Origin of the sequence: Microbacterium sp. KUDC0406 (assembly GCF_021582875.1) — a bacterium.
Lineage (GTDB): Bacteria > Actinomycetota > Actinomycetes > Actinomycetales > Microbacteriaceae > Microbacterium.
Map to the genome: position 1 here is coordinate 2,433,239 of NZ_CP091138.1, position 21,644 is coordinate 2,454,882.

Below are 21,644 nucleotides of genomic sequence, written 5' to 3' on the forward strand. Positions count from 1 at the left end.
GAGGGGTACAGCTCTGCCGAGCGCCCTGATCCCGAGGTTCCGCCGTGCGCACATCCGCGCCCCTGCTCCGCGTGCGTGACCTCAGCATCACCCACGCCGGTGCCTCGCATCCGTCGCCGAACGGGGTGTCGTTCGACATCCACCCCGGCGAGGTCGTGCTGCTGCTCGGCCCGAGCGGCTCGGGCAAGTCCACGCTCACCCTCGCACTGAACGGCCTCATCCCGCAGTCCGTGCCCGCCGAGATCGACGGCACCGTCGAGGTCACGAGGCTCAGCACCGCCGACACCCCGGTCGCCGTGCTCAGCGAGCACGTCGCGATGGTGTTCCAGGACCCCGACGCGCAGCTGGTCACGGGTACGGTGCTCGACGAGGTCGCCTTCGCGCTGGAGAATCAGCTGTTGCCCGTCGGCGAAGTGCTCGCGCGCACCGAGGCCGCACTGCGCAGGGTCGGACTGTGGGACCGTCGCCGCTGGAACCCCGATCTGCTCTCCGGCGGCGGCCGCCAGAGGCTCGCGATCGCCTGTGCGCTCGCGATGGGATCACGGATGCTGGTACTCGACGAGCCCACCGCGAATCTCGATCCGCAGGGCACCGCCGATGTGCACGCGGCGATCGCAGACCTGGTCACCGCCGGCGACCGCGCCGTGGTGCTGGTGGAGCACGAGTACGAGGCGGCGATGAGGTTCGCGACGCGGGTGATCGAGCTGGGGCAGGACGGGCGGCTGGTGTTCGACGGGGATGCTGCGGCCTGGGAGCGCATCGCGACGGATACTCCCGGGCCAGTCCGCAACGAACGTCACGACGTTTCGTCTCGGTCGCAGGCTCCCTCGCTCAACGACCGAGGTGGGCACCACTCCACCGGGTCGTTGAGCGAACCCCCGGCGAGTCGAAACGCAGAGACGAAACGCTCCCAGCTGGCCTCGGATCTCACTCCGGCTGACGACGTTTCGTCTCGGTCGCAAGCTCCCTCGCTCAACGACCGAGGTGGGCACCATCCCAGCGATCCCGTAGTGGTCACCGTGCACGGCCTCCGCGTGCACAGGCGGCGCGAGGAGGTGCTGCGGATCGACGACCTCGAGATCGCCGCCGGCGCCTTCGCCGCGGTCGTCGGCGCGAACGGGGCGGGCAAGACGACCCTCATACAGGCCCTCGCCGGCGTCGTCCCGCCGGCGGAGGGCGCCGTCCGCATCGCGGGCCTCGATGCCGGCACCGCCTCGCCCCGGCAGCTCGCCGCACGGGTGGGTTTCGTGTTCCAGAACCCGGAGCACCAGTTCATCGCCCACACGGTCTTCGACGAGCTCGCGCACGCGCTGCGGCTGCAGCAGGTGCCGGCAGCCGAGATCGAGGAGCGCGTCACCGAGGTGCTCACGCGCTTCGACCTGACGCACAAGACGCAGACGCATCCGTTCCTGCTCTCCGGCGGCGAGAAGCGCCGACTGTCGGTCGGCACCGCGATCATCGCCCGCCCGCAGGTGCTGGTGCTCGACGAGCCGACGTTCGGGCAGGACCGCGACCGTGCCGCCGAACTGCTCGCCCTGCTCACCGAACTGCAGAGCGAGGGCACCACGATCGTCGTCGTCACGCACGACCTGCGTCTGGTCGCCGAGCATGCCACGCAGACCGTCGTGCTCGGGGACGGGCGGATGCTCGCCACAGGCCCCACGGCCGAGATCCTCGCCGACGAGCCGCTGCTCGATGCGGCGGGGCTGCTGGCCACTGAAGGCGTTTCGTCTCGCTCCGCTCGCTCAACGAACGCGGAGAATGAAGGCGTTTCGTCTCGCTCCGCTCGCTCAACGAACGCGGAGAATGACGGCGTTTCGTCTCGCTCCGCTCGCTCAACGAACGTGGACCTCGCTCGCTCAACGAACGAGGACCCCGCTCGCCCGACGACCGCGGGACGCGAAGACGCGACCACGGACGATCCGTACGCCGAGCCTCCGCTCCCCCGCCGCTACTGGCTGCACCATCTGAATCCGCTCGCCAAGGCCGGCGCCGTCGTGCCCGCCATCGTGCTGCTCGTGTTCACGCGCGACCTGCTCACCCCCGCACTGTTCCTCGTGCTGTCGTACCTCGTCATCGTCAGCGGCGCGCGCCTGACACGGCGGAGCGCCCTGCTGCTGTTCGCCGCCGTGCCCATCGGCCTCGCCGCGATCGCGCTGGGCTTCTCGCTGTGGGTGTCGCCGCAGCTGGTCGCCGGCACCGCCGGCATCCTGAGCATCGGCGACTGGACGCTGCGCACAGGAGCACTCGCCATCGGCGCCGCCACGGCGCTGCGTCTGGGAGCGATCCTCGCGCTCGCGCTGATCAGCGGTCTCACCACCACCGGCCCCGACCTCGTACGCGCGGGCGTGCAGCAACTCGGCATCCCGTACCGGATCGGCTACACGGCGCTGGCCGCCTACCGCTTCGTCCCGCGGTTCGGGTACGAGCTGTCGGTCATCCGCGCCGCACACCGGGTGCGCGGACACCACGGCGGAAGCGGGCCGTTCGCCCGCATCGCCCGCGGATGGGGGTACGTCGTGCCGCTCCTCGCCGGCGGCATCCGGCACGCCGAACGCGTCGCGCTCGCCATGGATGCCCGCGCCTTCGGCGCTCATCCGACCCGCACCGAGCGGCACCTCGTACCGTGGCGCGTGCGCGACACGGTCTTCACGATCGTCGTGCTCGTGGCGTCCGGCGCGCTCCTCCTCATGACCTTCCCTTGGACCTGAACGGAGCCTCGGTGCCGGCCTGACGCCGCGCGCACCCGCACCCGCCGGCGCAAGGAGGAAAACGCCGGTGGTCGACGCCGCACGGATGCATATTCCTCCTTGCACCGTCTTGCAGATGGCGGACGGATCTGCCGATGGAGGATGCCCGGCGGCGATCCTCTCCGCCGGGCGCAGAGTCCTCCGCCATCCGCAAGACGCCGGACGCCCGGATGCTCCAGCGCGAAAAGGCCGCCCGGATGCTCCGGGCGGCCTTTCGACTGGTGCGTGGGTCAGCGCTTGCCGGCGATCTGGCGGCCGACGAGATCGCGCATGATCTCGTTCGTGCCGCCGTAGATGCGGTGCACGCGGGCGTCGGTGAAGGCCTTCGCGATCGGGTACTCCATGATGTAGCCGTAGCCGCCGTGCAGCTGCACGCCCATGTCGAGCACCTCCCATTCGCGCTCGGTCGCCCAGAACTTCACCTTCGCGGCGTCCTCGGCCGTGAGCCTGCTGTCCTTGTAGGCCAGCAGCGCGCGGTCGACGTACGCCCACATCACCTCGGTGGTCGTGACCATGTCGGCCAGTCGGAACCGGGTGTTCTGGAAGTCGGCGATGCGCTCGCCGAACGCCTCACGATCCTTCGTGTACGCGACGGTCCACTTGGTCGCGGCCTCCGCAGCCGCAGCGGCGGCGACGCCGATCGAGAGGCGCTCGAGCGGCAGGTTCATCATCAGCTGGATGAAGCCCTGCCCCTCCTTGCCGCTGATGAGGTTCTCTTCGGGGATGAAGACGTCGGTGAAGCTGAGCTCGGCGGTGTCCCACCCGTGGAAGCCCATCTTGCTGAGCTTCTTGCCCTGGTCGAAGCCCTCCATGCCCTTCTCGACGATCAGCAGGCTGAACGCGTCGGGACGGTTGCCCTCGCCGGTCTTGACGAAGGTCACCACGATGTCGGCGGTCGTGCCGGACGAGATGAACGTCTTCGCGCCGTTCAGGATGTAGCCGCCGTCGACCTTCTTCGCGTTGGTCTTGATGCCGCGCAGGTCGGAGCCCGCGCCGGGGTCGGTCATGGCGAGGGCGCCGAGCACCTCGCCGGTGGCCATGCGCGGGAGCCACTTCTCCTTCTGCTCCTGCGTGCCCATGTGCACGAGGTAGGGCACGGCGAGGTCGTCCTGGATGCCGAAGGCGCCGGCGAGAGAGCCTGCGCCCGCCCCGATGACCTCCTCCATCACGATCGTGCGGAAGCGGTAGTCCTGCAGCATTCCGGCGCCGCCGAACTCCTCGGGGACCGACAGACCGATCAGTCCGGCCTCGCCCGCGGCGAGCATGGTCTCGCGGTCGATCTCGCCCGCGGCCTCCCACTTCTCGATGTTCTCGTTCGTGGCGTACCGCTTGACGAAGTCCTTGACCAGGTCGCGGAAGGCCTCGTGGTCCTCTTCGTAGATGTCGCGTTCCATGTCGCTCCTCCAGGCGTGATTCTGCGTCTTCGCACCGGCGATTCTACGTTCGCGGATGCCGCGACGGCAGTCCGTTGTGAGAATGCATCCCACTTTTCGCGGGACTCGGTGCCGGGTTTGTGGATTGCCCCAAGACGGCGATTTCGATCGAATGATGGATGCTGCCCGGCGGGCGCGATGGTGTGATGAGAGGGTGACCGCACCTTCTCGCCGCGACTGGGCAGGCCTGGCTGTACTCGCCACCGGGCTCGGGATGATCGTGCTCGACGGCACGATCGTCGGCGTCGCGCTGCCCGACATCATCCGCGACATCCATCTCGACCTCACCGACGCGCAGTGGGTGAACAGCCTCTACGCCGTGGTGCTGGCGGCGCTGCTGCTGTCGACCGGCCGCCTCGCCGACCGGTGGGGGCGCAAGCGGCTGTTCCTGATCGGGCTCGTGGTGTTCATCGGCGGCAGCGTGCTGGCTGCGGCCGGCGGCATCCGCCGGCTCGCTGATCGGCGCACGCGCCGTGCAGGCCGTCGGCGCGGCGCTGATCATGCCGTCGACGCTGTCCACGGTGAACGCGGTGTTCCGCGGGCGGCACCGAGCGGCGGCGTTCGGCGTGTGGGGCGCGGTGATCTCGGGAGCTGCCGCGATCGGCCCGCTCGCGGGCGGTGCGCTGACGCAGTGGGGCTCATGGCACTGGATCTTCCTGGTGAACGTTCCGCTCGGCCTGCTGGTGCTGATCGGCGGCATCCTGCTCGTGCCCGAGACACGCGGGGTGGAGCCGCTGCCCGGCGCCGACGTGGACGGGGCGCTCCTCAGCGCCATCGGATTCGGTGCGCTCGTGTTCGCCGTGATCGAGGGTCCGGATCTGGGCTGGTGGGCCCCTGCGGCCGAGATGACGATCTTCGGATGGGTGTGGCCGTCGGATGCACCGATCTCCCCGTCCCGGTCGCGGCGGCGATCGCGGTGATCGCGCTGCTGCTGTTCGTGCGGTGGGAGAAGCATCGTGAGCGGGTGCGGCGCTCTGCGCTGCTCGACCTGAAGCTGTTCAGGCTGCCGACGTTCTCGTGGGGGAACCTGACGGCGGCGATGGTCGCGGTCGGTGAGTTCGCGATCATCTTCGTGCTGCCGCTGTATCTGATGAACGCGCTCGCGATGGATGTCATGGGCGCGGGCCTGGTGCTCGCCGGCATGGCGCTCGGAGCATTCGCCTCGGGAGCCGCCGCCCGGCACCTGGCTGCCCGATTCGGCGCGCCGGGCACGGTGCTGATCGGGCTGGGACTCGAGGTCGCCGGCGTGATCGTGCTGGCGCTGATCATGCGGGCGACGACGCCGGGATGGGTGATCGCGCTGCCGCTGGTGGTGTACGGGCTCGGCCTGGGACTGGCATCCGCTCAGCTCACCGGCACCGTGCTGCGCGACGTGCCCGTCGACGTGTCGGGACAGGGATCGGCGACGCAGAGCACAGTGCGGCAGATCGGCTCGGCGCTCGGCACGGCGTTCGCCGGGACGGCACTGTCGATCTCGCTGGCACTCACGCTGCCCTCCGCGCTCTCGACAGCAGGGGTGACCGGCAGCACGGCCGACCAGCTGACGTCCGCGACGCGGGAATCGGCGGGCACGAGCATCGCGCAGCTGCGCGATCAGGGCGCGTCGAGCCCGCTCGGTGCGCACACGGCGGATGCTGTGGCCGCCCTGTCGACGGGGTTCACCGACGGCGTGCGGTGGGCGCTGCTGATCGCTTCGGCGTTCCTGCTGCTGGGGCTCGCCGGTGCGGCGATGCTGCGGCGGGCGGCCGCGCGGACGGATGCCGCGGCGCCCACGGCCTGATCCGTCACTCGACGTAGTCGGGGGCGGCGGGCAGGCCGAAGAACTCCTCGAGGGTGTGGAATCCGCCGGCGTGATAGACCGCGGCGATCTCGGGCCCGACATAGCGGAGGTGCCATGGCTCGGCGATGTAGCCGGTGGTGGCGGTTCGCCCCTGCTCGTACCGCACGATGAAGCCGTACTCCCAGGCGTGCTCCGCGACCCAGGCGCTCTGCGGAGTGCCGGCGAAGGCATGGATGCCGGTGCAGTGCCCGTCGCAGGCCACGACGTCGACGGCGAGGCCGGTCTGATGCTCGCTGTGCCCGGGGCGGGCCGACACCGTGTCGGCGCTCGCAGTGCCCTGAGCCCGCACATGCTGCCCATAGGTGCGCACCTGCAGGTCGTATGACCGGTAGCCGTTGTTCACGCCGATGCGCCCGGCACCGGCATCCGCGGCCGCCGACGCGAGCGTCGCGAGAGCGGCGGAGACATCCGTCCTCGCCGTACCGGATCCGGTCGTCGTCATCAGACCGCTGCCGGACAGTGAGCGGGGAGCGTAGTCCCGCGGTTCGACCGTGCGCGCCTTGTTGACGACGACCCACACATGGGAGGCATCCGAGAGCGAGATGCACGGGGCCGCGCCGGCGATGACGGAGGTGCGGAACGCCTCAGCTCCACCGAAGGCGGCCAGCACGGCGGAGTCGTCGCCGGAGGCGAGCGCCGCGGTCACCGCGGCGTCATCGCAGGGGTCGGTGGCGGCCTCGATCTCGATCTGGACGGCGGGCAGCTCGCGGACCACCGCGGGCGCGGGCGGCAGGATCTGATCGGCTGACGGAGCGGCCGGGGAGTCGGCGAGCGCCCACAACGACGCCAGCGTCGTCACGAGCAGGCCGATCGGGACGGCGAAGAGCAGGGCTCGCGGGGACGACGCGGCGTGCCGGGGCTGCACGTCGCTCATGGATCCATTCTCACGCACCCCGGCAGGATCGTGTCTCATCGAACGAAAGAACGAATCCTTCTTGACTTCGCGTCGTTGATTTGTTCGAATGAGGGCATGCGATGGCAGGGGCAGACGATCGACGAAGCGGATTCCGACGCGCTCCCCGGCCTTGAGAACCGCACCGGCATCGTGCGCTCGGTGACCACCCCAGAGTTCTCGGGGATGACCTTCCACGAGGTGCTGTCGAAGTCCGGGCTGAACCGCGTCCCCGGTGCATCCCGCATGCCGTTCAGCTGGACGATCAACCCGTACCGCGGATGCAGTCATGCATGCGTCTACTGCTTCGCCCGGGGGACGCACGAGTACCTCGACCTGGATGCGGGGCACGACTTCGACTCTCAGATCGTGGTGAAGACCAACATCGTCGAGGTGGTCGAGCGCGAGCTGCGGCGGGGCTCGTGGCGGCACGAGACCGTCGCGCTCGGCACCAACACCGATCCGTATCAGCGCGCCGAGGGACGCTACAAGCTCATGCCGGGCATCATCCGGGCACTGGCCGACTCGGGCACGCCGTTCTCACTGCTCACCAAGGGCACGCTGGTGCGGCGCGACATCCCGGTGCTCGTCGAGGCCGCGAAGCGGGTGCCTGTCGACGTGCAGCTGTCCATCGCGATGTACGACGACGAGCTGCAGCACGCGATCGAGCCGGGCACTCCATCGACGCAGGCCAGGCTCGACACAGTGAGGGCGCTGACGGATGCCGGGTTCCGCGTCGGCGTCTTCCTCATGCCGGTGCTGCCGCACCTGACCGACTCGGTCGCGCACATCGACACCGCGCTCTCCCGCATCAAGGATGCCGGTGCCGATCACGTCGTGTACGGCGTGCTGCATCTGCGCGCAGGCGTGAAACCGTGGTTCTTCCAGTGGCTGGAGCAGTACCGGCCCGATCTCGTCTCGTCGTACCGCGCGCTGTATCCCGGTGTCGCGGCGGAGGCCCCGAAGGACTACAAGAAGTGGCTCGCGAGGCGGATGCGGCCGCTCATCCGCTCGCACGGGCTGTACGCCGAAGCAGAGGACGACGAGCGGATGCGGGGCATCATGCGCGACCGCACCGCGCCCACGGCCCCGAAGCCGGCTGCCGCCGAGATGCTGTTCTGACCCCCGTAGGCTTTTCACCATGGCAATCGGCTCGACCATGCACACCTTCGACGTGCAGCTCGCGGACATGGACCGCGGCGTCTACGACGACTTCTCGCTGCGGGTCGCGCGGCATCCGTCCGAGACCGACGCGTTCATGCTCACCCGCGTGCTCGCCTACGGGCTGGAGTATGCCGAGGGCATCGCGTTCGGCGGCAGCGTCTCATCCACCGAGGAGCCCGCGGTGCTCGTGCGCGACCTGACCGGCGCGATCACCGTCTGGATCGAGGTCGGCGCCCCTGACGCCGAGCGCCTGCACTATGGCAGCCGCATGGCCGAGCGCACCGTCGTCTACACGCACCGCGACCCCGCGAAGGTCATGGCGCCGTGGGCCGACAAGCGCATCCACCGCGCCGAGGACATCCGGGTCTACAGCTTCGACCCCGGCTTCATCGAATCGGCGACCCCGCTGATCGAGCGCCGCAACACCATGACTCTCACCGTCACCGAGCAGGTGCTCTATCTCGACCTCAACGGCACGACGCTCACGACCGCGGTGCACGAGCACCGGCTGAGCTGAGCTCAGCCGGCATCCTTCCGGAACGATTCGCGCATCACGAGCCATCCGCACCTGCAACGAGCCACCCGGCGCCGGAGCGGGCGACTGCCGCCGAACCACCCGCCGAAGCACGAACCTGCCGAACGCGCAACGAATCACTTGGTGCAGCGTGAACCGCCTGCAAGAGGCAGGCGGTTCACGCTGGAACGGGTGGTTCGCCGGCCTGGCCAGCTTCAGGCGGTCAGCTCGGCATCCGTCGGGATACGGCCGGCGAGCTCCTCGACGATGTCGTCGCCTGGGGCGGCCTGCTCGAACGGCGCGTCGATCTCGGCGCGCTCGAGCAGCTCCTCCATTCGGCGACGGCGGTGCCGGGTGATCAGCGTCACCACGGTGCCGGAACGGCCGGCACGGCCGGTGCGCCCGGCACGGTGCAGGTACGTCTTGTACTCGTCCGGAGCGTCGGCCTGCACGACCAGGTCGATGTCGTCGACGTGGATGCCGCGGGCGGCGACATCCGTCGCCACCAGCACGTTCACCTTGCCGCGCGTCAGCTTCTCCAGGTTGCGGGTGCGCTTCGCCTGGTTCAGGTCGCCGTGCAGCGAGACGGCCGGGATGCCGGCATCCTCGAACTGCTCGGCGAGCATCTCGGCGAACGCGCGGGTGCGGCTGAACACCAGGGTGCGACCGTCGCGGTCGACGAGCGACGAGAGGATGTCGGCTTTGTCGCGGTGCTCGACGACCAGCACGCGGTGGTCGATCGTGCCGGAGTCCTGCGTCTCACCGGCGACCTCGAAGACGGCCGGGTCGACGAGGAACTCGTCGACCAGCGACGCGACCTCGCGGTCGAGGGTCGCCGAGAACAGCAGCTTCTGCGAGGACGCACCGTTCTCCAGAGCAGTGCCGGTGTGGCGCAGGATGCGCTGCACCGGCTCGACGAAGCCCAGCTCGCACATGTGGTCGGCCTCGTCGAGCACGGCGATGCGCACCTCGGAGAGGTCGAGCTTGCCCTGGTTGATCAGGTCCTCGATACGGCCGGGGGTGCCGATCACGATGTCGACGCCCTTCTTCAGCGCACCCACCTGGCGGGCCTGCGGCACGCCACCGTAGATCTGCGTGGTGAACAGGCCGACGCTGCGGGCGATCGGCTGCACGGTGCGGTCGATCTGCAGGGCGAGCTCGCGGGTCGGCGCGAGGATGATCGCGCGCGGTGCACGGGCGAACTCGCGCTTCTTGCCCTTCTGCGAGAGCAGGATGCTCTCGACCAGCGGCGCGCCGAAGGCGATGGTCTTGCCCGAGCCGGTGCGGCCTCGGGCCAGCACGTCGCGGCCCTCGAGCACGGCGGGTACCGACGCGGCCTGGATCGGGAACGGCTTCTCGGCCCCCATGTTCGCCAGCACCTCGACGATGTTCGAACCGAGGCCCAGGTCGCCGAAGGTCACATCGGCGACTTCCTCTGCCTGCACGGTCTGCGCCTCGAGGCGCTCATGCACGACGTCGTCGACCTGCTGCTGCGCGGCGACGGTGGCCGGACGGTTCCAGTCGCTGCGGGTCGGGCGGGAATCGCGCTCGCGACGCTCGTCGCGCGACGGGCGCGTCTCGCGCGACGGGCGGGATGCTCCGCCGCGGCGGTCGTCCGAGTAGCGCGGGCGCTCGGTGCGGTCACCGTACGACGGGCGGCCGCCGCCGGTCGTCGCGGCGAGCGCCGTCTCGGCCGCCGTACGAACCGGACGAACGACGGTCATCACGATCGCCGTAGGAGCGACGCTGGTCACGGTCACCGTAGGACGGACGGCCGCCGCGGTCGTCACGACGGGCGTCGTCACGCGACGAGTTGCGGTCGAAGCCGCGGTCGCCGAGGAGTTCCGGTCGTTCCGGTCGCCGTAGGAACGACGGTCATCACGATCGCCGTACGACCGACGCTGGTCACGGTCACCGTACGAGCCGGACGAACGACGGTCATCACGATCGCCGTACGACGGACGGCCGCCGCGGTCGTCACGACGAGCACCGTCACGCGACGAGTTCCGGTCGTAACCGCGGTCGTCCGAGGGGCGGCGGTCGCCGTGCGAACCGCGCCGGTCACCGTGCGAGCCGGAGGAACGACGGTCGTCACGGTCGCCGTACGAGCGACGCTGGTCGCGATCGCCGTACGACGGACGGCCGCCGCGGTCGTCACGACGAGCACCGTCGCGCGAGGAGTTCCGGTCGTTCCGGTCGCCATACGAGCCCGACGACCGGTGGTCGTCCTCGTACCGACGGGTGCCGTACCCCGAGCGGTCACCACTGTAACGGTCGCTGCGCGGTGCCCGGTCGTCCGACCGACGGTCGTGGTGCGGAGCCTCGCGGCGTCCGGACTCCGCACGGTTGCGGATGCCGCGGGCCTCGTCGCGGCCCGCGCGCTCGGATGCCCCCAGCGCTGCTTCGGGGCGCCCTCGGACTCGGGGCGGTAGCCGCGGTGCTTCGGCGAACGGCTGCCGGGGCCGCTCGGGGTGCGCCGCTCGCCGGCATCCGATCGCTCGTCACGACCGGTGGGACGACCGCCGGCGTGACGGTCGCGGTACGACGTCTTCTTGGCGTAGCGGGGCTCGAAGTTGGCCGACGGGCGGCCGCCCTTGGGCTTGTGATTCTTGGGCACGGGGAGTTTCCTACTCTGTCTCGAACACGAGAACAGCGTCCGCTCCGCGCAGCGCGCGGCGGACATACCCGGGCAGTCGTCGGCCGGGGGCCATTCATGTGATGGTGATGAACCATCGGCCCCTGGGCTACACATTCAGAACACGATCCGCGATACGCGGTTGCCCGAAGCCGACACGTTCAGTCTACCCGGCTCACCTGAGAGACCACCGGCGGATGCCCGCACCGCGCAGAGCCCAGCCCCGGATGCTCACGCTGCATCTCTCGGCTCACGCGGCGCGAATACGCGCAGCGCGAGGCCCGAGATGCAGCGCGAACCAGGTGAACGCCGAAAACGGTCGCGCGTGCCGAGAACAGCAGCGCGCACGGACGGGCAACGCCCGGTCCGCGCCAGCCGTACGATGACCAGGTGACCTCCCCCACCGGCATCCAGCATCATCTCCGTCGCGGCGACGTGACCGCGCAGATCGCCCAGGTCGGCGCCTCGCTGCGCCACCTCACCGTCAGCGGCGTCGACATCGTCCCGCCGTACCCCGAGGACCAGCCGGCGCCGATGTGCTCCGGCGTCGTGCTCGTGCCGTGGCCGAACCGCATCCGCGACGGCCTCTGGCAGGACGGCGGCACCGAGCGCGCCCTGGCGGTCACCGAGCCGAAGCTGCGCAACGCCAGTCACGGGCTGCTGCGGTTCACCGCCTATGAGACGGCCGAGGCGTCAGACGACAGGCTCGCGCTGCGCGCGACGATCGTGCCGCAGACCGGGTACCCGTACCTGATCGAGACCTCGGTGACGTACGCCCTGACGGATGCCGGGATCGACGTCGAGCACACGCTCGTGAACCGCTCGGAGGCTCCGGCGGCTGTCGCGCTGGGCACGCATCCGTATCTGACGATCGGCGACGTCGATGCGCGAGATCTCGTGCTGCGCGTACCCGCCGAGACCTTCTTCGAGACCGACGACCGGATGCTGCCGATCGGCGAGTCCCCGGTGTCCGGCGGCACCGACCTGCGGGAGGGCCAGCGGCTGGGCGACGTCGAGCTGGACACCGGCTTCGCGACCCTGCTGCGCGATGCCGACGGTGCGGTGCGCACGTCGCTGACGGCCCCCGACGGCCGTCGCGCCGAGCTCTGGCAGGGCGAGGGCTTCGACTACGTGCAGGTGTACACCTCGGAGCGCTATCCCGGGCAGGTGCTGGCCGTCGCGATCGAGCCGATGACCGCGCCGGCCGAGGCGTTCAACTCCGGCCGTGGGGTGCGCCGCCTCGCCCCCGGAGAGAGCTGGACACTGCGCTGGGGCATCCACTTCTCGGGCTGAGCCCGGGGCTCCGCTCCGCCCAGGTCGCAATTCGCGTCGCTCTCGCGCGCCGAGAGCGGCACGAAGTGCGACCCGGGCGCCGTGGGACGTGCCGAAGGCGTGACGGTTCGCGCGGCGCTTCCTCGCTCACGCGGCGCTGATATGCGCCGCGTGGGCCAGGAACTGCAGCGCGAACTGTACGGCGACCCCGACTCAGCGCCAGACGCCGTCCCAGTCGTAGAGCGGCGCCGTGGTCTGGTATTCGCGCAGATCGACGATTCAGAGTGCGAACGGAGCGAAAGAAGCTCAGGCAGAGCGAGAGCGTCTGCGACCTGGGCGAGCAGACGGGCCCGCGCTGGAACGCGAGAGCCGTCCGGGGTCCCGACGCCTTGCGGCACCCGGGACCGGACGGCTCTCAGCGCAGGTCAGCCGTGGTTCACGTCGTTCGCCGACGGCATGCCGCGGCCGCGCAGCTCGCGACGGGTCAGCGCCTGCTCCTCCTGGCTCGCGTTCGCGGCCACGATCGCGGATGCCGACGGCAGCAGCTGCGGCCGCAGCGGCGGCGGATGCCGACGGCCGCAGCCGCCATCGCTGACGAAGAGGCCGCGCTCGGTGCCGGAGCGGCCGGAGCGTCATACACCGTCGGGTGCGCGGCAGGCTGCTGCCGGGCAACATCCGCCGCTGCGGTCTCGGACGCCGAGGACGCTGCATCCTGGGCCGGTGCCTCCGCTGCGGGTGCCACCGGCACGTGTCCGATCGGCCTGGATGCGCCCCGCGCTCCACCGTCCACCGGGGCATCCGAAGCCGAGGCTCCTGATCCAGCCGCGGCGCCGACCAGCGCCGGCACGGCGGCATCCGCCGCGGACACGGCTGCTGCCGCAGAGCTCGGCCCACCGGCATCCGGACCGGCGTCCGGCTTCGGAGCCGAACCGGCGTCTCCGCCGCGAGCAGCGCGACGCGCGGCGCGACGGTCGCGGGCACCCTCGACGAGGTTGTACAGCGTCGGCAGCACGATCAGCGTCAGCACGGTCGACGACACCAGGCCACCGATCACGACGATCGCCAGCGGCTGCGAGATGAACCCGCCGTGCCCGGTGATGCCGAGCGCCATCGGCGTGAGCGCGAAGATCGTCGCGAGCGCCGTCATCAGGATCGGCCGCAGACGCTTCTCGCCACCGGCGAGCACCGCCTCCGGCACGGACAGCCCCTTCTCGCGGTACTGGTTCACCAGGTCGACGAGCACGATCGCGTTGGTCACCACGATGCCGATCAGCATCAGCACGCCGATCAGCGAGGCGACGCCGAGCGGAACGCCCGTGACGATCTGCAGCAGGATCGCACCGGTGGCCGCGAACGGCACCGAGACCAGCAGCAGCAGCGGCTGCCGCAGCGACTTGAAGGTCGCCACCATCACCACGTAGACGATCAGGATCGCCGCGAGCATCGCGAGTCCGAGCTGCGAGAACGAGTCGGCCTGCTGCGAGGCGACGCCGCCGATCTCGGCGCTCGCGCCGGCAGGCAGATCGACCTTCTCGATCGCGGTGTTGACCGACGCCGTCGCGACGGCCAGGTCGTCGGATGCCGGGGGCACAGTGACCGTGGCGGTGCGGCGGCCCTTCTCGGTCGTGATCGAGGTCGGGCCCTCGCGCTGCTCGACGGTGGCGACGTCCTGCAGTTCGACCGGTCCGGTCGGGGTCTGGATCGTCAGCTGCTTGAGCGACGCCTCGGTGGTCGGCGGCTCGGGGTCGGCGAGGTACACGGTCAGCGCCGTGTCGTCGATCTCGATCGAGCCGATCTGCTTCGGCTGCATGGCGTTCGACACCATGGTGCCGACGGCCACCTCGGTCAGCCCGTGCTGCGCCGCCTTGTCCTTGTCCACGACGACGGCGATGTACGGCAGCGAGGCGGCGAGGTTGTCGGTGACCTGCCCGACGCCGTCGCGACCGTCGATCTCCTTCACGAGCGCGTCGGTCGCGGTCTGCAGGTCGTCCGAGTCGTTCGCCGTGATCGTCACCTCGATGTCGCTGGAGCCGAAGCCCTGCGAGCCGGCGACGCTGATGTCGCCGACGTCGTCCAGCCCGTCGACGGCGTCCTGCACGTCGTCACGCAACTGCTCCTGATCGGCATCGGCGTCGGTGAGGATCGAGTAGGTGATGCCCGCGCCACCCGAGAACGCGTCGCGCAGCGACGATCCGCTCGAACCGATCGACACCTGCACGTGCTGGATCCCGTCGACATCGTCGAGGGCGTCCTCCACCTTCGCCGCGGCATCCGATTGCGCCTGCAGGCTGGCCGTCGGGCCGAGATCCTGTGTCACGGTCATGGTGTTCTGGCCGGAGTCGCTGAGGAAGTTCACCTTCATCAGCGGCGCCATCGCCAGCGTCCCGATCAGCACCACGGCGGCGAGCGCGACCGTCGTGAGCGAGTGCTTCAGCGTCCACGACAGGATCGGACGGTAGATCTTCTGCAGCGGGGTCGGCGGAGCCGCCGGGTCCTCGGGGTCGATGCGGTTGCCGTGCTCGTCCAGCAGCGGCTTGCCCGGCCGCAGGAACCAGTAGGCCAGCACCGGCACGATCGTCAGCGCGACGAACAGCGATGCGGCCATCGCGATCGTGACGGTCATCGCGAACGGGCGGAACAGCTCGCCGACCATGTCGCCGACGAAGGCGATCGGCAGGAACACCGCGACCGTGGTGATCGTCGAGGCGGTGACGGCCGACGCCACCTCCTTCACGGCCAGGCGGATGGCCTCGCCCTTGTCGGCGCCCTCGACGTAGTGCCTCTTGATGTTCTCGATCACGACGATGGAGTCGTCGACCACGCGCCCGATCGCGATCGTCAGCGCGCCGAGGGTCAGGATGTTCAGCGAGTACCCGAACGCCTGCAGACCGATGAACGTGATCAGCACCGACGTGGGGATCGAGATCGCGGTGACCAGCGTCGAGCGGATCGACAGCAGGAAGACGAGGATGACGATCACGGCGAACACGAGGCCGAGAAGGCCCTCGGTCGCGAGTGAGTCGATGGACTGCTGGATGAATGGAGCCTGGTCGAAGACCACGGTGAACGTCGCCCCGGGGAACGACTTCTCCAGGTCGTCGAGCACGTCGGTCACGCCGGTGGACACCTCGACGGTGTTGGCGGCGGGCAGCTTCGTGACGGCGATCGTCAGCGCGTCCTCGCCGTCCACGCGCGAGATCGACGTGACCGGGTCGTTCTCCTGCTTCACCGTGGCGATGTCGCCGATGGTGACATCCGTCCCGACGATCGGCAGCGCGGCGATCTCGTCCGTCGTCGTCAGCTTGGCGCCGGTCTGCACGGTGTAGGTGCTGTCGCCCTCGGTGATCGAGCCGCCCGGGAACAGCATGCCGTTCTGCTGCAGCGTCTGCGAGATCTGGTCCGGGCTCACCCGGTGCTCGGCGAGCTTCGCGTCATCCGGGGTGATCGTGACGCGCTGACCGGTGCCGCCCACGATCTCGGCGGCGTTGACCCCGTCGACCTCCTCGATCTTGGGGATGGCGATGCTCTCCAGGTCGGCCTGCGCGGTCTCGGCGTCATCGAAGCCTGTCACGGCGACCTGGATCACGGGGAAGTCGTCGATCGACACCGAGAGCACCTGGGGCTCGACGGCGTCGGGCAGCTGCTGCGAGATGCGGTTGATCGCCTGCTGCATCTTCTGCTCGGCGGTCGCGAGGTTGGTGCCGTAGGTGAAGGTCGCCTGCACGATCGACGCGTTGGTGGTGCTGGTCGCGGTGGTCGACTCCAGTCCGGGCACACCCTGGATGGCGGTCTCGATCGGGGTGGACACGTCGTTCTCGACGACCTCGGGCGAGGCGCCGGGGTAGTTGGACATCACCACCAGCGCCGGGAGCTCGAGCGAGGGGATCAGTTCCTGCTTGAGGTTGGTCAGCGCGAGGCCGCCGAAGACGGCCGCGACGATCGTGATCAGCGCGATCAGTGCGCGGTTGCGCAGGCTGAGGACGGAGAGCTTCCACATATGGGGTTCCCTTGGTCAGGGGCGGACGAGGATGCCGGAGAGGGCGGATTCGATGATGTGCTGCGGCAGCGGATCATCGTTGATCTGCGTGTACCAGAGAATGCCGTCGATGAAGACGGATGCGGCGAGGGCCCGTTCCGGACCGTGCTCGGGTTCGAGGAAGGAGGCCACCAGGCCCGACCACTGGCGGGCCATCCGGCGCAGCTGCGGGTCGCGGACCGCCGCGGTCACCACTGCACGATCGGTCTGCACCGCGACCGCGTCGACCAGGGCGGCATGGATGATCGCGGCGAGCACGGCCGGGGATGCCCCGCGCTCGGCGATCTCGTTGCGCAGGACCGCCATCTGCTGATCGACGTGATCGACCATCAGCTGCAGCGCGGCGGCACGCAGGTCGTCGAGCGTGTCGAAGTACTGGGTGGTGGCACCGAGCGGGACACCGGCGCGGGCGGCGATCATGCGGTGGGTCACGGCGTCGACGCCGACCTCCGTGATCAGCTCGGCGGTCGCCTCGATGATCGCGCGACGGCGAGCCTCGGGGTCGCGCCTGCGGCGCTCGCTTTCCTGCATCCGGTCCTCCTGGACATCAGTACATGTACGTTTGTACATTTCGCGGCTGTGCCCTCGCTGGGAGCCCTCCTGGTCGTTGAGCGAGCGGAGCGAGACGAAACGGGGTGACGTGTTCTGGGAAGCATGGCGCGTTTCGTCTCGGTCGCTTCGCTCCCTCGCTCAACGCCCGAGGGAGCCCAGGGCGAGGCCGGCGAAAGCGGCGACGAGGCCGAGCAGCAGCATGCCGATCGCGTTGAAGGCGGATGCCCGGCGCTCGCCGTCGCGCCACAGTGCGACGGTGTCGAGCATCGCGGTGCTGAACGTCGTGTAGCCGCCGAGGAAGCCGGTGCCCACGATGAACGAGGCATCCGGCAGACCTGCCACGATCAGCCCGAGGGCGAACGATCCGGTCAGGTTGATCAGGAACACGCCCCACGGGTATCGCGTGCCGGTGAGCCTCGCGATGCCGACATCGACGAGGTACCGCACCGCGGCGCCGAGACCCCCCGCGAGCGCGGCGAGCAGGAACACCAGCGGCGTCATCGCACGCTCCCCTGCTCCCGGCGGAACAGGTGCAGCCCCACCGCGGCCGCGGCGATGCCGAGCACGAGACTGCCCAGCGCGTAGCCCGCGGCGAGCAGCGGGGACGAGGCCCAGAGCCCCACCGCCCCCACCGTGAACGCGCTGTAGGTGGTGAACCCGCCCAGCACGCCGGTGCCCAGGAACAGGCGCCTCTTCGTGGCCGGCAGGCGGGCGGTGAGCACGCCGATCAGGAACGACCCGATCACATTGGCCGTGAGCACGGAGACCGGGACGCCCCCGGCGTCGGGGATCGCCATGCCCAGCAGCATCCGCAGCGCGACCCCCAGCGCGCCGCCCGCGGCGACGATGAGGGCGCGGACGAGGATCACCCCGCAACTCTACGCGCGGCGGTTCCGTAGACTCGGCCGGGTGACGTTCCCGCCGACCCGGACGAGGAGGGCGACGCGCGAGTGACTCTGCGAACGGTCTTCGGATGGTCGCGCCTGCTGGCCGCGACCCTCTGCGGGGTCGCCCTCGTGCACCGGATGTTCTGGGGGCTGGGCTCTCAGACCATCGCCGGGCAGAACTTCTTCGCATACCTCACGATCGAGTCGAACATCGCGTTCACCGTCCTCGCCGTCATCGCCGGGGTCATCGCGCTGCGGATGCCGCAGGATCCGCCCTGGCTCACCACGGCCCGTGCCATCGTGCTGAGCTGGACCATCACCGCCGGACTCGCCTTCGCCCTGATCGTCTGGCAGGCGGGCATCCGCGGCATCCCGATCACCGTGCCGTGGTCCGACATCGTGCTGCACTTCGTGCTGCCGACATGGACGATCGTCGCGTGGATCTTCGGGCCGGGACGCAGCGCCGCATCGTGGCGAATCGTGCCCTACGTGCTGCTGTACCCCGTGATCTGGGGACTGTTCACGATCTGGCGCGGCGGGATCATCGGCTGGTACCCGTACTACTTCCTCGACCCGCGGCAGGTGTCCGGGATTCTCGAGATGGTGCTGACCTGCATGATCGCCCTGGGGATCTTCGCCATCGTCGCGTGCGGACTGGTCCTGCTGAGCCGGATGCACACCACCGAGGCCTCCTCCCTCTGAGACTGCACGCCCGCGCCGAGACAGCGGCGCTGCGCCCCCGTCTCGGCGCGGGCGTGCAGTCTCGAAGGGCCAAGGTCAGGGGGTCGACGTCGGCGTGGGAGTCGCGGTCGCCGCGACGAAGGGCATCAGCGACTCGCGGGCGGTGGCCTCGGCGTCGCGGTCGTTCAGCTTCGCGAACGCCTCGGCGTCGGGTCCGCCCACGAGCCCGACCAGCACCGGCTCACCGGTCGCCGGCTCGAGATTGAGCCAGGTGCGGATGGACCCGCTGCCGCCGATGACGTGCCAGATCTCGGCATCGACGTTCCAGAACGACTCGTCGAACCGCAGCCACACCGTCTCGACGAAGCCCGAGCCGAGCGCGGCGATCGCTCCGCGGTGCGCGAACGGCAGAGCGGGGAGAACTCGATGGCCTGCTTCTGCAGCACGCCGAGCGGGACGGTGACGATCACGCGGTCGAAGGACAGCGATTCCCCGGTGCCGAGGCGCAGGCTCACGCCGGAGTCGTCGTAGGCGATGCGCATCACCGGCGACGCCTGGGTGACCTTCAGTCCCTTCAGCGCCTGTTCGACGATCTCTCCGACGTCACCGGTCGCGCCGGCCAGCGAGTCCTGCGCGAAGACGGGCGGAAACCAGCTGGACGCCTTCGAGACGTCGACGCCGGAGGTCGCCGAGAGCCAGGCCAGCGCCGCGGCGAGCGCGGGATCCGACGGATCGGCGCCGTCGTCCTTCAGCGCGTCCGCGATCGACAGATCGGTGGGGCTGCCGGCCGCCCGCTTCACGGCATCGGCGATCGGCGCACCGTCGACGGTCGGCTCCGCGCCGTTCTCGGACCACCCCGTCGCGGTGTCGAATTCGATGTCGTCCACCCCCAGCGCGGCGAGCCGGTCGCGCAGCGACACCGCATCGTCGGTCGCCGACAGCCAGGCCCCGAGCTGAACCGGAACCGGCCAGTCCTCGTCGGTGATCGACTGGATGCGTCCGCCGAGACGATCGCGCGCCTCGAAGATCGTCACGTCGCGGCCGGCGTCGGCGAGCGTCCTCGCGGCGACCGCTCCCGCCGCCCCCGCGCCGATCACGGCGATGCGCTCGCCCTCGCTCGCGGCCGAGGATGCTGCGACGGCGGCTCGCCGCCCGGAGTCGATGGCGCCGAGCACGGTGCCGGGACGTTCGGGGTCCATGGCCTCCCCGGCCAGGAAGACGCGGTCGCCGATCGGCTCGGCGAGGTCGGCGCGGTGCTGCGGCGTCGCCCCGGCCGGCAGGTAGCTCATCGCGCCGTGGGAGTACGGGTCGGTCGACCAGGTGCTGCGCTTCCAGTCCGCGGGCATCGGCACGCCGCCGGTCGGGATGGTCGGCCTCGCGGTGGGCGCGGGCGTCGTCGGCGTGGGCTCGGGCTCCGGCGTGCATGCGGCGAGAAGCACGGCGACGGCGCCGGTCCCGGCACCGACGAGAAGAGTGCGACGCGTGATCTCCATCGTGATGTCAGCCTATCCGCCTCGCGGTTCCGCCGGACTGCGTCACATGTAGGCGTCGATGCGCTCCGCCGCGGGGTCGACCGCGTCGCCCAGGGTCAGCTCGATCACGAACGCCCTCGTACTCACGAAGTCGGACGGGATCGCGATGTCGCAGTAGGTCGCGGCATCCAGGTCGAAGCCGATGTCGGTGCGGCGCAGCTCGAGACCCTGCCCGGATGCCAGCAGGCGGGCCGACACCGGCACTCGTGACGCATCAGCGGGGACGCGCAGCCGCGCGATGCCCGTGACCGGGCGGTTCACGACGGTCAGGAACACCCGCTCGTCGTCTCCGGTCAGCCATCCCATCCCTGTGGGATCGAGGTCGACGTGCCCGCCGTCGTAAACGGCCTCCGCGTTCGCGGCGACCCACGCGCCGAGCTGCTCGGCGATCTCGCCCTCGTACGGCGTCATCCGGCCATCGCCGTCCGGGCCGAAGTTGACCACGAGATTGCCGCCCATCGAGCGGCACCTCATGAGCAGGTCGATGAGGTCATCGGCGGTCTTCTGGTACTGGTCGCCGGTGTGCCTCATATACCCCCAGGCGTTCGGCCCGATCGTCATCACGCCGTCCCAGTCGTGGCCGTCGAGCATGGCATGATCAGCGGGCAGCTTGCGCTCCCAGCCCTGCTCGTAGTCGCCGAGCAGCCTGCCGTTCGAGTCGAAATGACGCGCCCCGTGCTCGTCGTTGCGGAACCGCGACCCGATGATGAGCCCCGGCCGGCGCGCGCGCAGCTCCTGCTCGAGGCGGTGCGTGAACTCGTACGACGCCACCCACGAGGCATCCCAGGTGCCGTCGAACCACAGACCGCGCGCGGCCGGGTAGCGCTCCAGCAGCTCGAGCAGCTGCGCCCGGGTGTAGTCCAGGAAGTCCTGCCAGCCGGCCCGGCCGGCGTCGTCCGCCGGCACCGAGGTCGTGTAACCGGGGTGATGCCAGTCGAGCACGGAGAAGTAGAGGAACACGTCGATGCCCTCGGCCGTGTACGCGTCGACCACCTCGCCGACGAGGTCGCGTCCGCACGGCGACTGCGCGACCGTGTAGTCGGAGTGCGCCGAGGGCCACAGGGCGAAGCCGTCATGATGCTTGGTCGTGAAGATCACGTACCGCGCGCCCATCCGCTTCGCCTGCCGCGCCCACTCCCCGGCGTCCAGTCCGGTCGGGTCGAACACCTCGTTCAGGCGGTCGTAGGTCCCTGCCCAGTCCTCGGGCGCGGACGGCCCGCGCCAGGCGCGGATCCACTCCGGCGCGGCGGCGCCCTCGCTCGCGCTGACCCCGTTCCACTCGTTCCCCGGGATCGAGTACAGCCCGAAGTGGATGAACTGGCCGAGGCCGTAGCGGCGGAAGCGCCGCATGCCCTCGTCGTCGCGGCGGGCGACGAGCGGTCCGTAGCGCACGTCGACGGGATCGTCAGCGGTGCGGCTGCGGGTGGTCCAGGGATTCGTGATGGCGGTCATGGTG

General features: G+C 70.1%; 16 protein-coding genes and 1 pseudogene. 6 read left to right on the top strand and 11 right to left on the bottom strand.

The annotated features are described in order from the left end of the window. Window positions 1-44: 44 nt before the first annotated feature. On the top strand, window positions 45-2,711 hold the full coding sequence (locus L2X99_RS18650) for an ATP-binding cassette domain-containing protein (protein ID WP_442923444.1): 2,667 nt from the start codon (window positions 45-47) through the stop codon (window positions 2,709-2,711). A gap of 269 nt (window positions 2,712-2,980) precedes the next feature. On the opposite strand, the gene L2X99_RS12165 is transcribed toward L2X99_RS18650, so the two are convergent. Continuing rightward, window positions 2,981-4,144 carry an acyl-CoA dehydrogenase family protein gene (locus tag L2X99_RS12165; RefSeq protein ID WP_236126503.1) on the bottom strand — a complete coding sequence of 388 codons (1,164 nt, stop codon included), beginning with the start codon at window positions 4,142-4,144 and terminating at the stop codon, window positions 2,981-2,983. 154 nt (window positions 4,145-4,298) lie between these two features. Between L2X99_RS12165 and L2X99_RS18375 the strand changes: the two are divergent. Then, a pseudogene (locus L2X99_RS18375) lies at window positions 4,299-5,963 on the top strand (MFS transporter). Window positions 5,964-5,967: 4 nt separating this feature from the next. Here the strand turns inward: L2X99_RS18375 and L2X99_RS12180 are convergent. Further along, a complete protein-coding gene (locus L2X99_RS12180; RefSeq protein ID WP_236126502.1) occupies window positions 5,968-6,897 on the bottom strand; it encodes a M15 family metallopeptidase in 930 nt (309 codons plus the stop codon). Between the two features lie 96 nt (window positions 6,898-6,993). Between L2X99_RS12180 and L2X99_RS12185 the strand changes: the two genes are divergently transcribed. Next, entirely contained in the window at window positions 6,994-8,037 is a 1,044-nt protein-coding gene (locus tag L2X99_RS12185) for an Rv2578c family radical SAM protein (protein WP_236126501.1), read from the top strand. Between the two features lie 19 nt (window positions 8,038-8,056). Further along, window positions 8,057-8,596 carry a YaeQ family protein gene (locus tag L2X99_RS12190; RefSeq protein WP_236126500.1) on the top strand — a complete coding sequence of 180 codons (540 nt, stop codon included), beginning with the start codon at window positions 8,057-8,059 and terminating at the stop codon, window positions 8,594-8,596. 212 nt (window positions 8,597-8,808) lie between these two features. Here L2X99_RS12190 and L2X99_RS12195 read toward each other — a convergent pair whose 3' ends face one another. Next, the gene (locus tag L2X99_RS12195; protein WP_236135173.1) at window positions 8,809-10,398 is read right to left on the bottom strand and encodes a DEAD/DEAH box helicase; all 1,590 of its coding nucleotides are present in this window, start codon (window positions 10,396-10,398) and stop codon (window positions 8,809-8,811) included. Beyond that, window positions 10,395-10,751, bottom strand: coding sequence for a hypothetical protein (locus L2X99_RS12200; protein WP_236135174.1), 357 nt, complete (start codon window positions 10,749-10,751; stop codon window positions 10,395-10,397). The genes L2X99_RS12195 and L2X99_RS12200 overlap by 4 nt, the downstream gene beginning before the upstream one ends. A gap of 867 nt (window positions 10,752-11,618) precedes the next feature. Here L2X99_RS12200 and L2X99_RS12205 point away from each other — a divergent pair. Beyond that, window positions 11,619-12,521, top strand: a complete 903-nt coding sequence (locus L2X99_RS12205) for an aldose 1-epimerase family protein (protein WP_236126499.1) — start codon at window positions 11,619-11,621, stop codon at window positions 12,519-12,521. A gap of 463 nt (window positions 12,522-12,984) precedes the next feature. Here the strand turns inward: L2X99_RS12205 and L2X99_RS12210 are convergent, their stop codons facing one another. The 4 genes from L2X99_RS12210 to L2X99_RS12225 form a co-directional block, all read right to left on the bottom strand. After that, window positions 12,985-16,497, bottom strand: coding sequence for an efflux RND transporter permease subunit (locus L2X99_RS12210; protein WP_236135175.1), 3,513 nt, complete (start codon window positions 16,495-16,497; stop codon window positions 12,985-12,987). A gap of 15 nt (window positions 16,498-16,512) precedes the next feature. Continuing rightward, window positions 16,513-17,067 (bottom strand): TetR/AcrR family transcriptional regulator, encoded by a 555-nt coding sequence (locus tag L2X99_RS12215; RefSeq protein ID WP_236126497.1) that lies wholly within the window; start codon window positions 17,065-17,067, stop codon window positions 16,513-16,515. Window positions 17,068-17,226: 159 nt separating this feature from the next. Continuing rightward, window positions 17,227-17,589 carry a fluoride efflux transporter FluC gene (locus L2X99_RS12220; protein ID WP_236126496.1) on the bottom strand — a complete coding sequence of 121 codons (363 nt, stop codon included), beginning with the start codon at window positions 17,587-17,589 and terminating at the stop codon, window positions 17,227-17,229. After that, on the bottom strand, window positions 17,586-17,957 hold the full coding sequence (locus L2X99_RS12225) for a fluoride efflux transporter FluC (RefSeq protein WP_236126495.1): 372 nt from the start codon (window positions 17,955-17,957) through the stop codon (window positions 17,586-17,588). Before L2X99_RS12225 ends, L2X99_RS12220 begins: the two co-directional genes overlap by 4 nt. Before the next feature lie 81 nt (window positions 17,958-18,038). On the opposite strand from L2X99_RS12225, the gene L2X99_RS12230 reads away from it, so the two are divergent. After that, window positions 18,039-18,677, top strand: a complete 639-nt coding sequence (locus L2X99_RS12230; protein ID WP_236135176.1) for a Pr6Pr family membrane protein — start codon at window positions 18,039-18,041, stop codon at window positions 18,675-18,677. 75 nt (window positions 18,678-18,752) lie between these two features. Here the strand turns inward: L2X99_RS12230 and L2X99_RS17930 are convergent, their stop codons facing one another. Genes L2X99_RS17930 through L2X99_RS12240 form a run of 3 tightly spaced genes read right to left on the bottom strand, consistent with a single transcriptional unit; the run spans window position 18,753 to window position 21,640 of the window. Then, window positions 18,753-18,878, bottom strand: a complete 126-nt coding sequence (locus L2X99_RS17930) for a hypothetical protein (protein ID WP_268928511.1) — start codon at window positions 18,876-18,878, stop codon at window positions 18,753-18,755. Then, window positions 18,842-20,149 carry a flavin monoamine oxidase family protein gene (locus L2X99_RS12235; protein ID WP_236126493.1) on the bottom strand — a complete coding sequence of 436 codons (1,308 nt, stop codon included), beginning with the start codon at window positions 20,147-20,149 and terminating at the stop codon, window positions 18,842-18,844. The genes L2X99_RS17930 and L2X99_RS12235 overlap by 37 nt, the downstream gene beginning before the upstream one ends. 42 nt (window positions 20,150-20,191) lie before the next feature. Further along, the gene (locus L2X99_RS12240) at window positions 20,192-21,640 is read right to left on the bottom strand and encodes an alpha-L-fucosidase (protein ID WP_236135177.1); all 1,449 of its coding nucleotides are present in this window, start codon (window positions 21,638-21,640) and stop codon (window positions 20,192-20,194) included. Window positions 21,641-21,644 lie beyond the last annotated feature (4 nt).

What these genes read in the sequence shown, in the direction of transcription:
- L2X99_RS12165 (WP_236126503.1), bottom strand. Translation starts at nt 4,144, where the DNA reads ATGGAACGCGACATCTACGAAGAGGACCACGAGGCCTTCCGCGACCTG.
- L2X99_RS12180 (WP_236126502.1), bottom strand. Translation starts at nt 6,897, where the DNA reads ATGAGCGACGTGCAGCCCCGGCACGCCGCGTCGTCCCCGCGAGCCCTG.
- L2X99_RS12185 (WP_236126501.1), top strand. Translation starts at nt 6,994, where the DNA reads ATGCGATGGCAGGGGCAGACGATCGACGAAGCGGATTCCGACGCGCTC.
- L2X99_RS12190 (WP_236126500.1), top strand. Translation starts at nt 8,057, where the DNA reads ATGGCAATCGGCTCGACCATGCACACCTTCGACGTGCAGCTCGCGGAC.
- L2X99_RS12210 (WP_236135175.1), bottom strand. Translation starts at nt 16,497, where the DNA reads ATGTGGAAGCTCTCCGTCCTCAGCCTGCGCAACCGCGCACTGATCGCG.
- L2X99_RS12215 (WP_236126497.1), bottom strand. Translation starts at nt 17,067, where the DNA reads ATGCAGGAAAGCGAGCGCCGCAGGCGCGACCCCGAGGCTCGCCGTCGC.
- L2X99_RS12220 (WP_236126496.1), bottom strand. Translation starts at nt 17,589, where the DNA reads ATGACGCCGCTGGTGTTCCTGCTCGCCGCGCTCGCGGGGGGTCTCGGC.
- L2X99_RS12235 (WP_236126493.1), bottom strand. Translation starts at nt 20,149, where the DNA reads ATGGAGATCACGCGTCGCACTCTTCTCGTCGGTGCCGGGACCGGCGCC.
- L2X99_RS12240 (WP_236135177.1), bottom strand. Translation starts at nt 21,640, where the DNA reads ATGACCGCCATCACGAATCCCTGGACCACCCGCAGCCGCACCGCTGAC.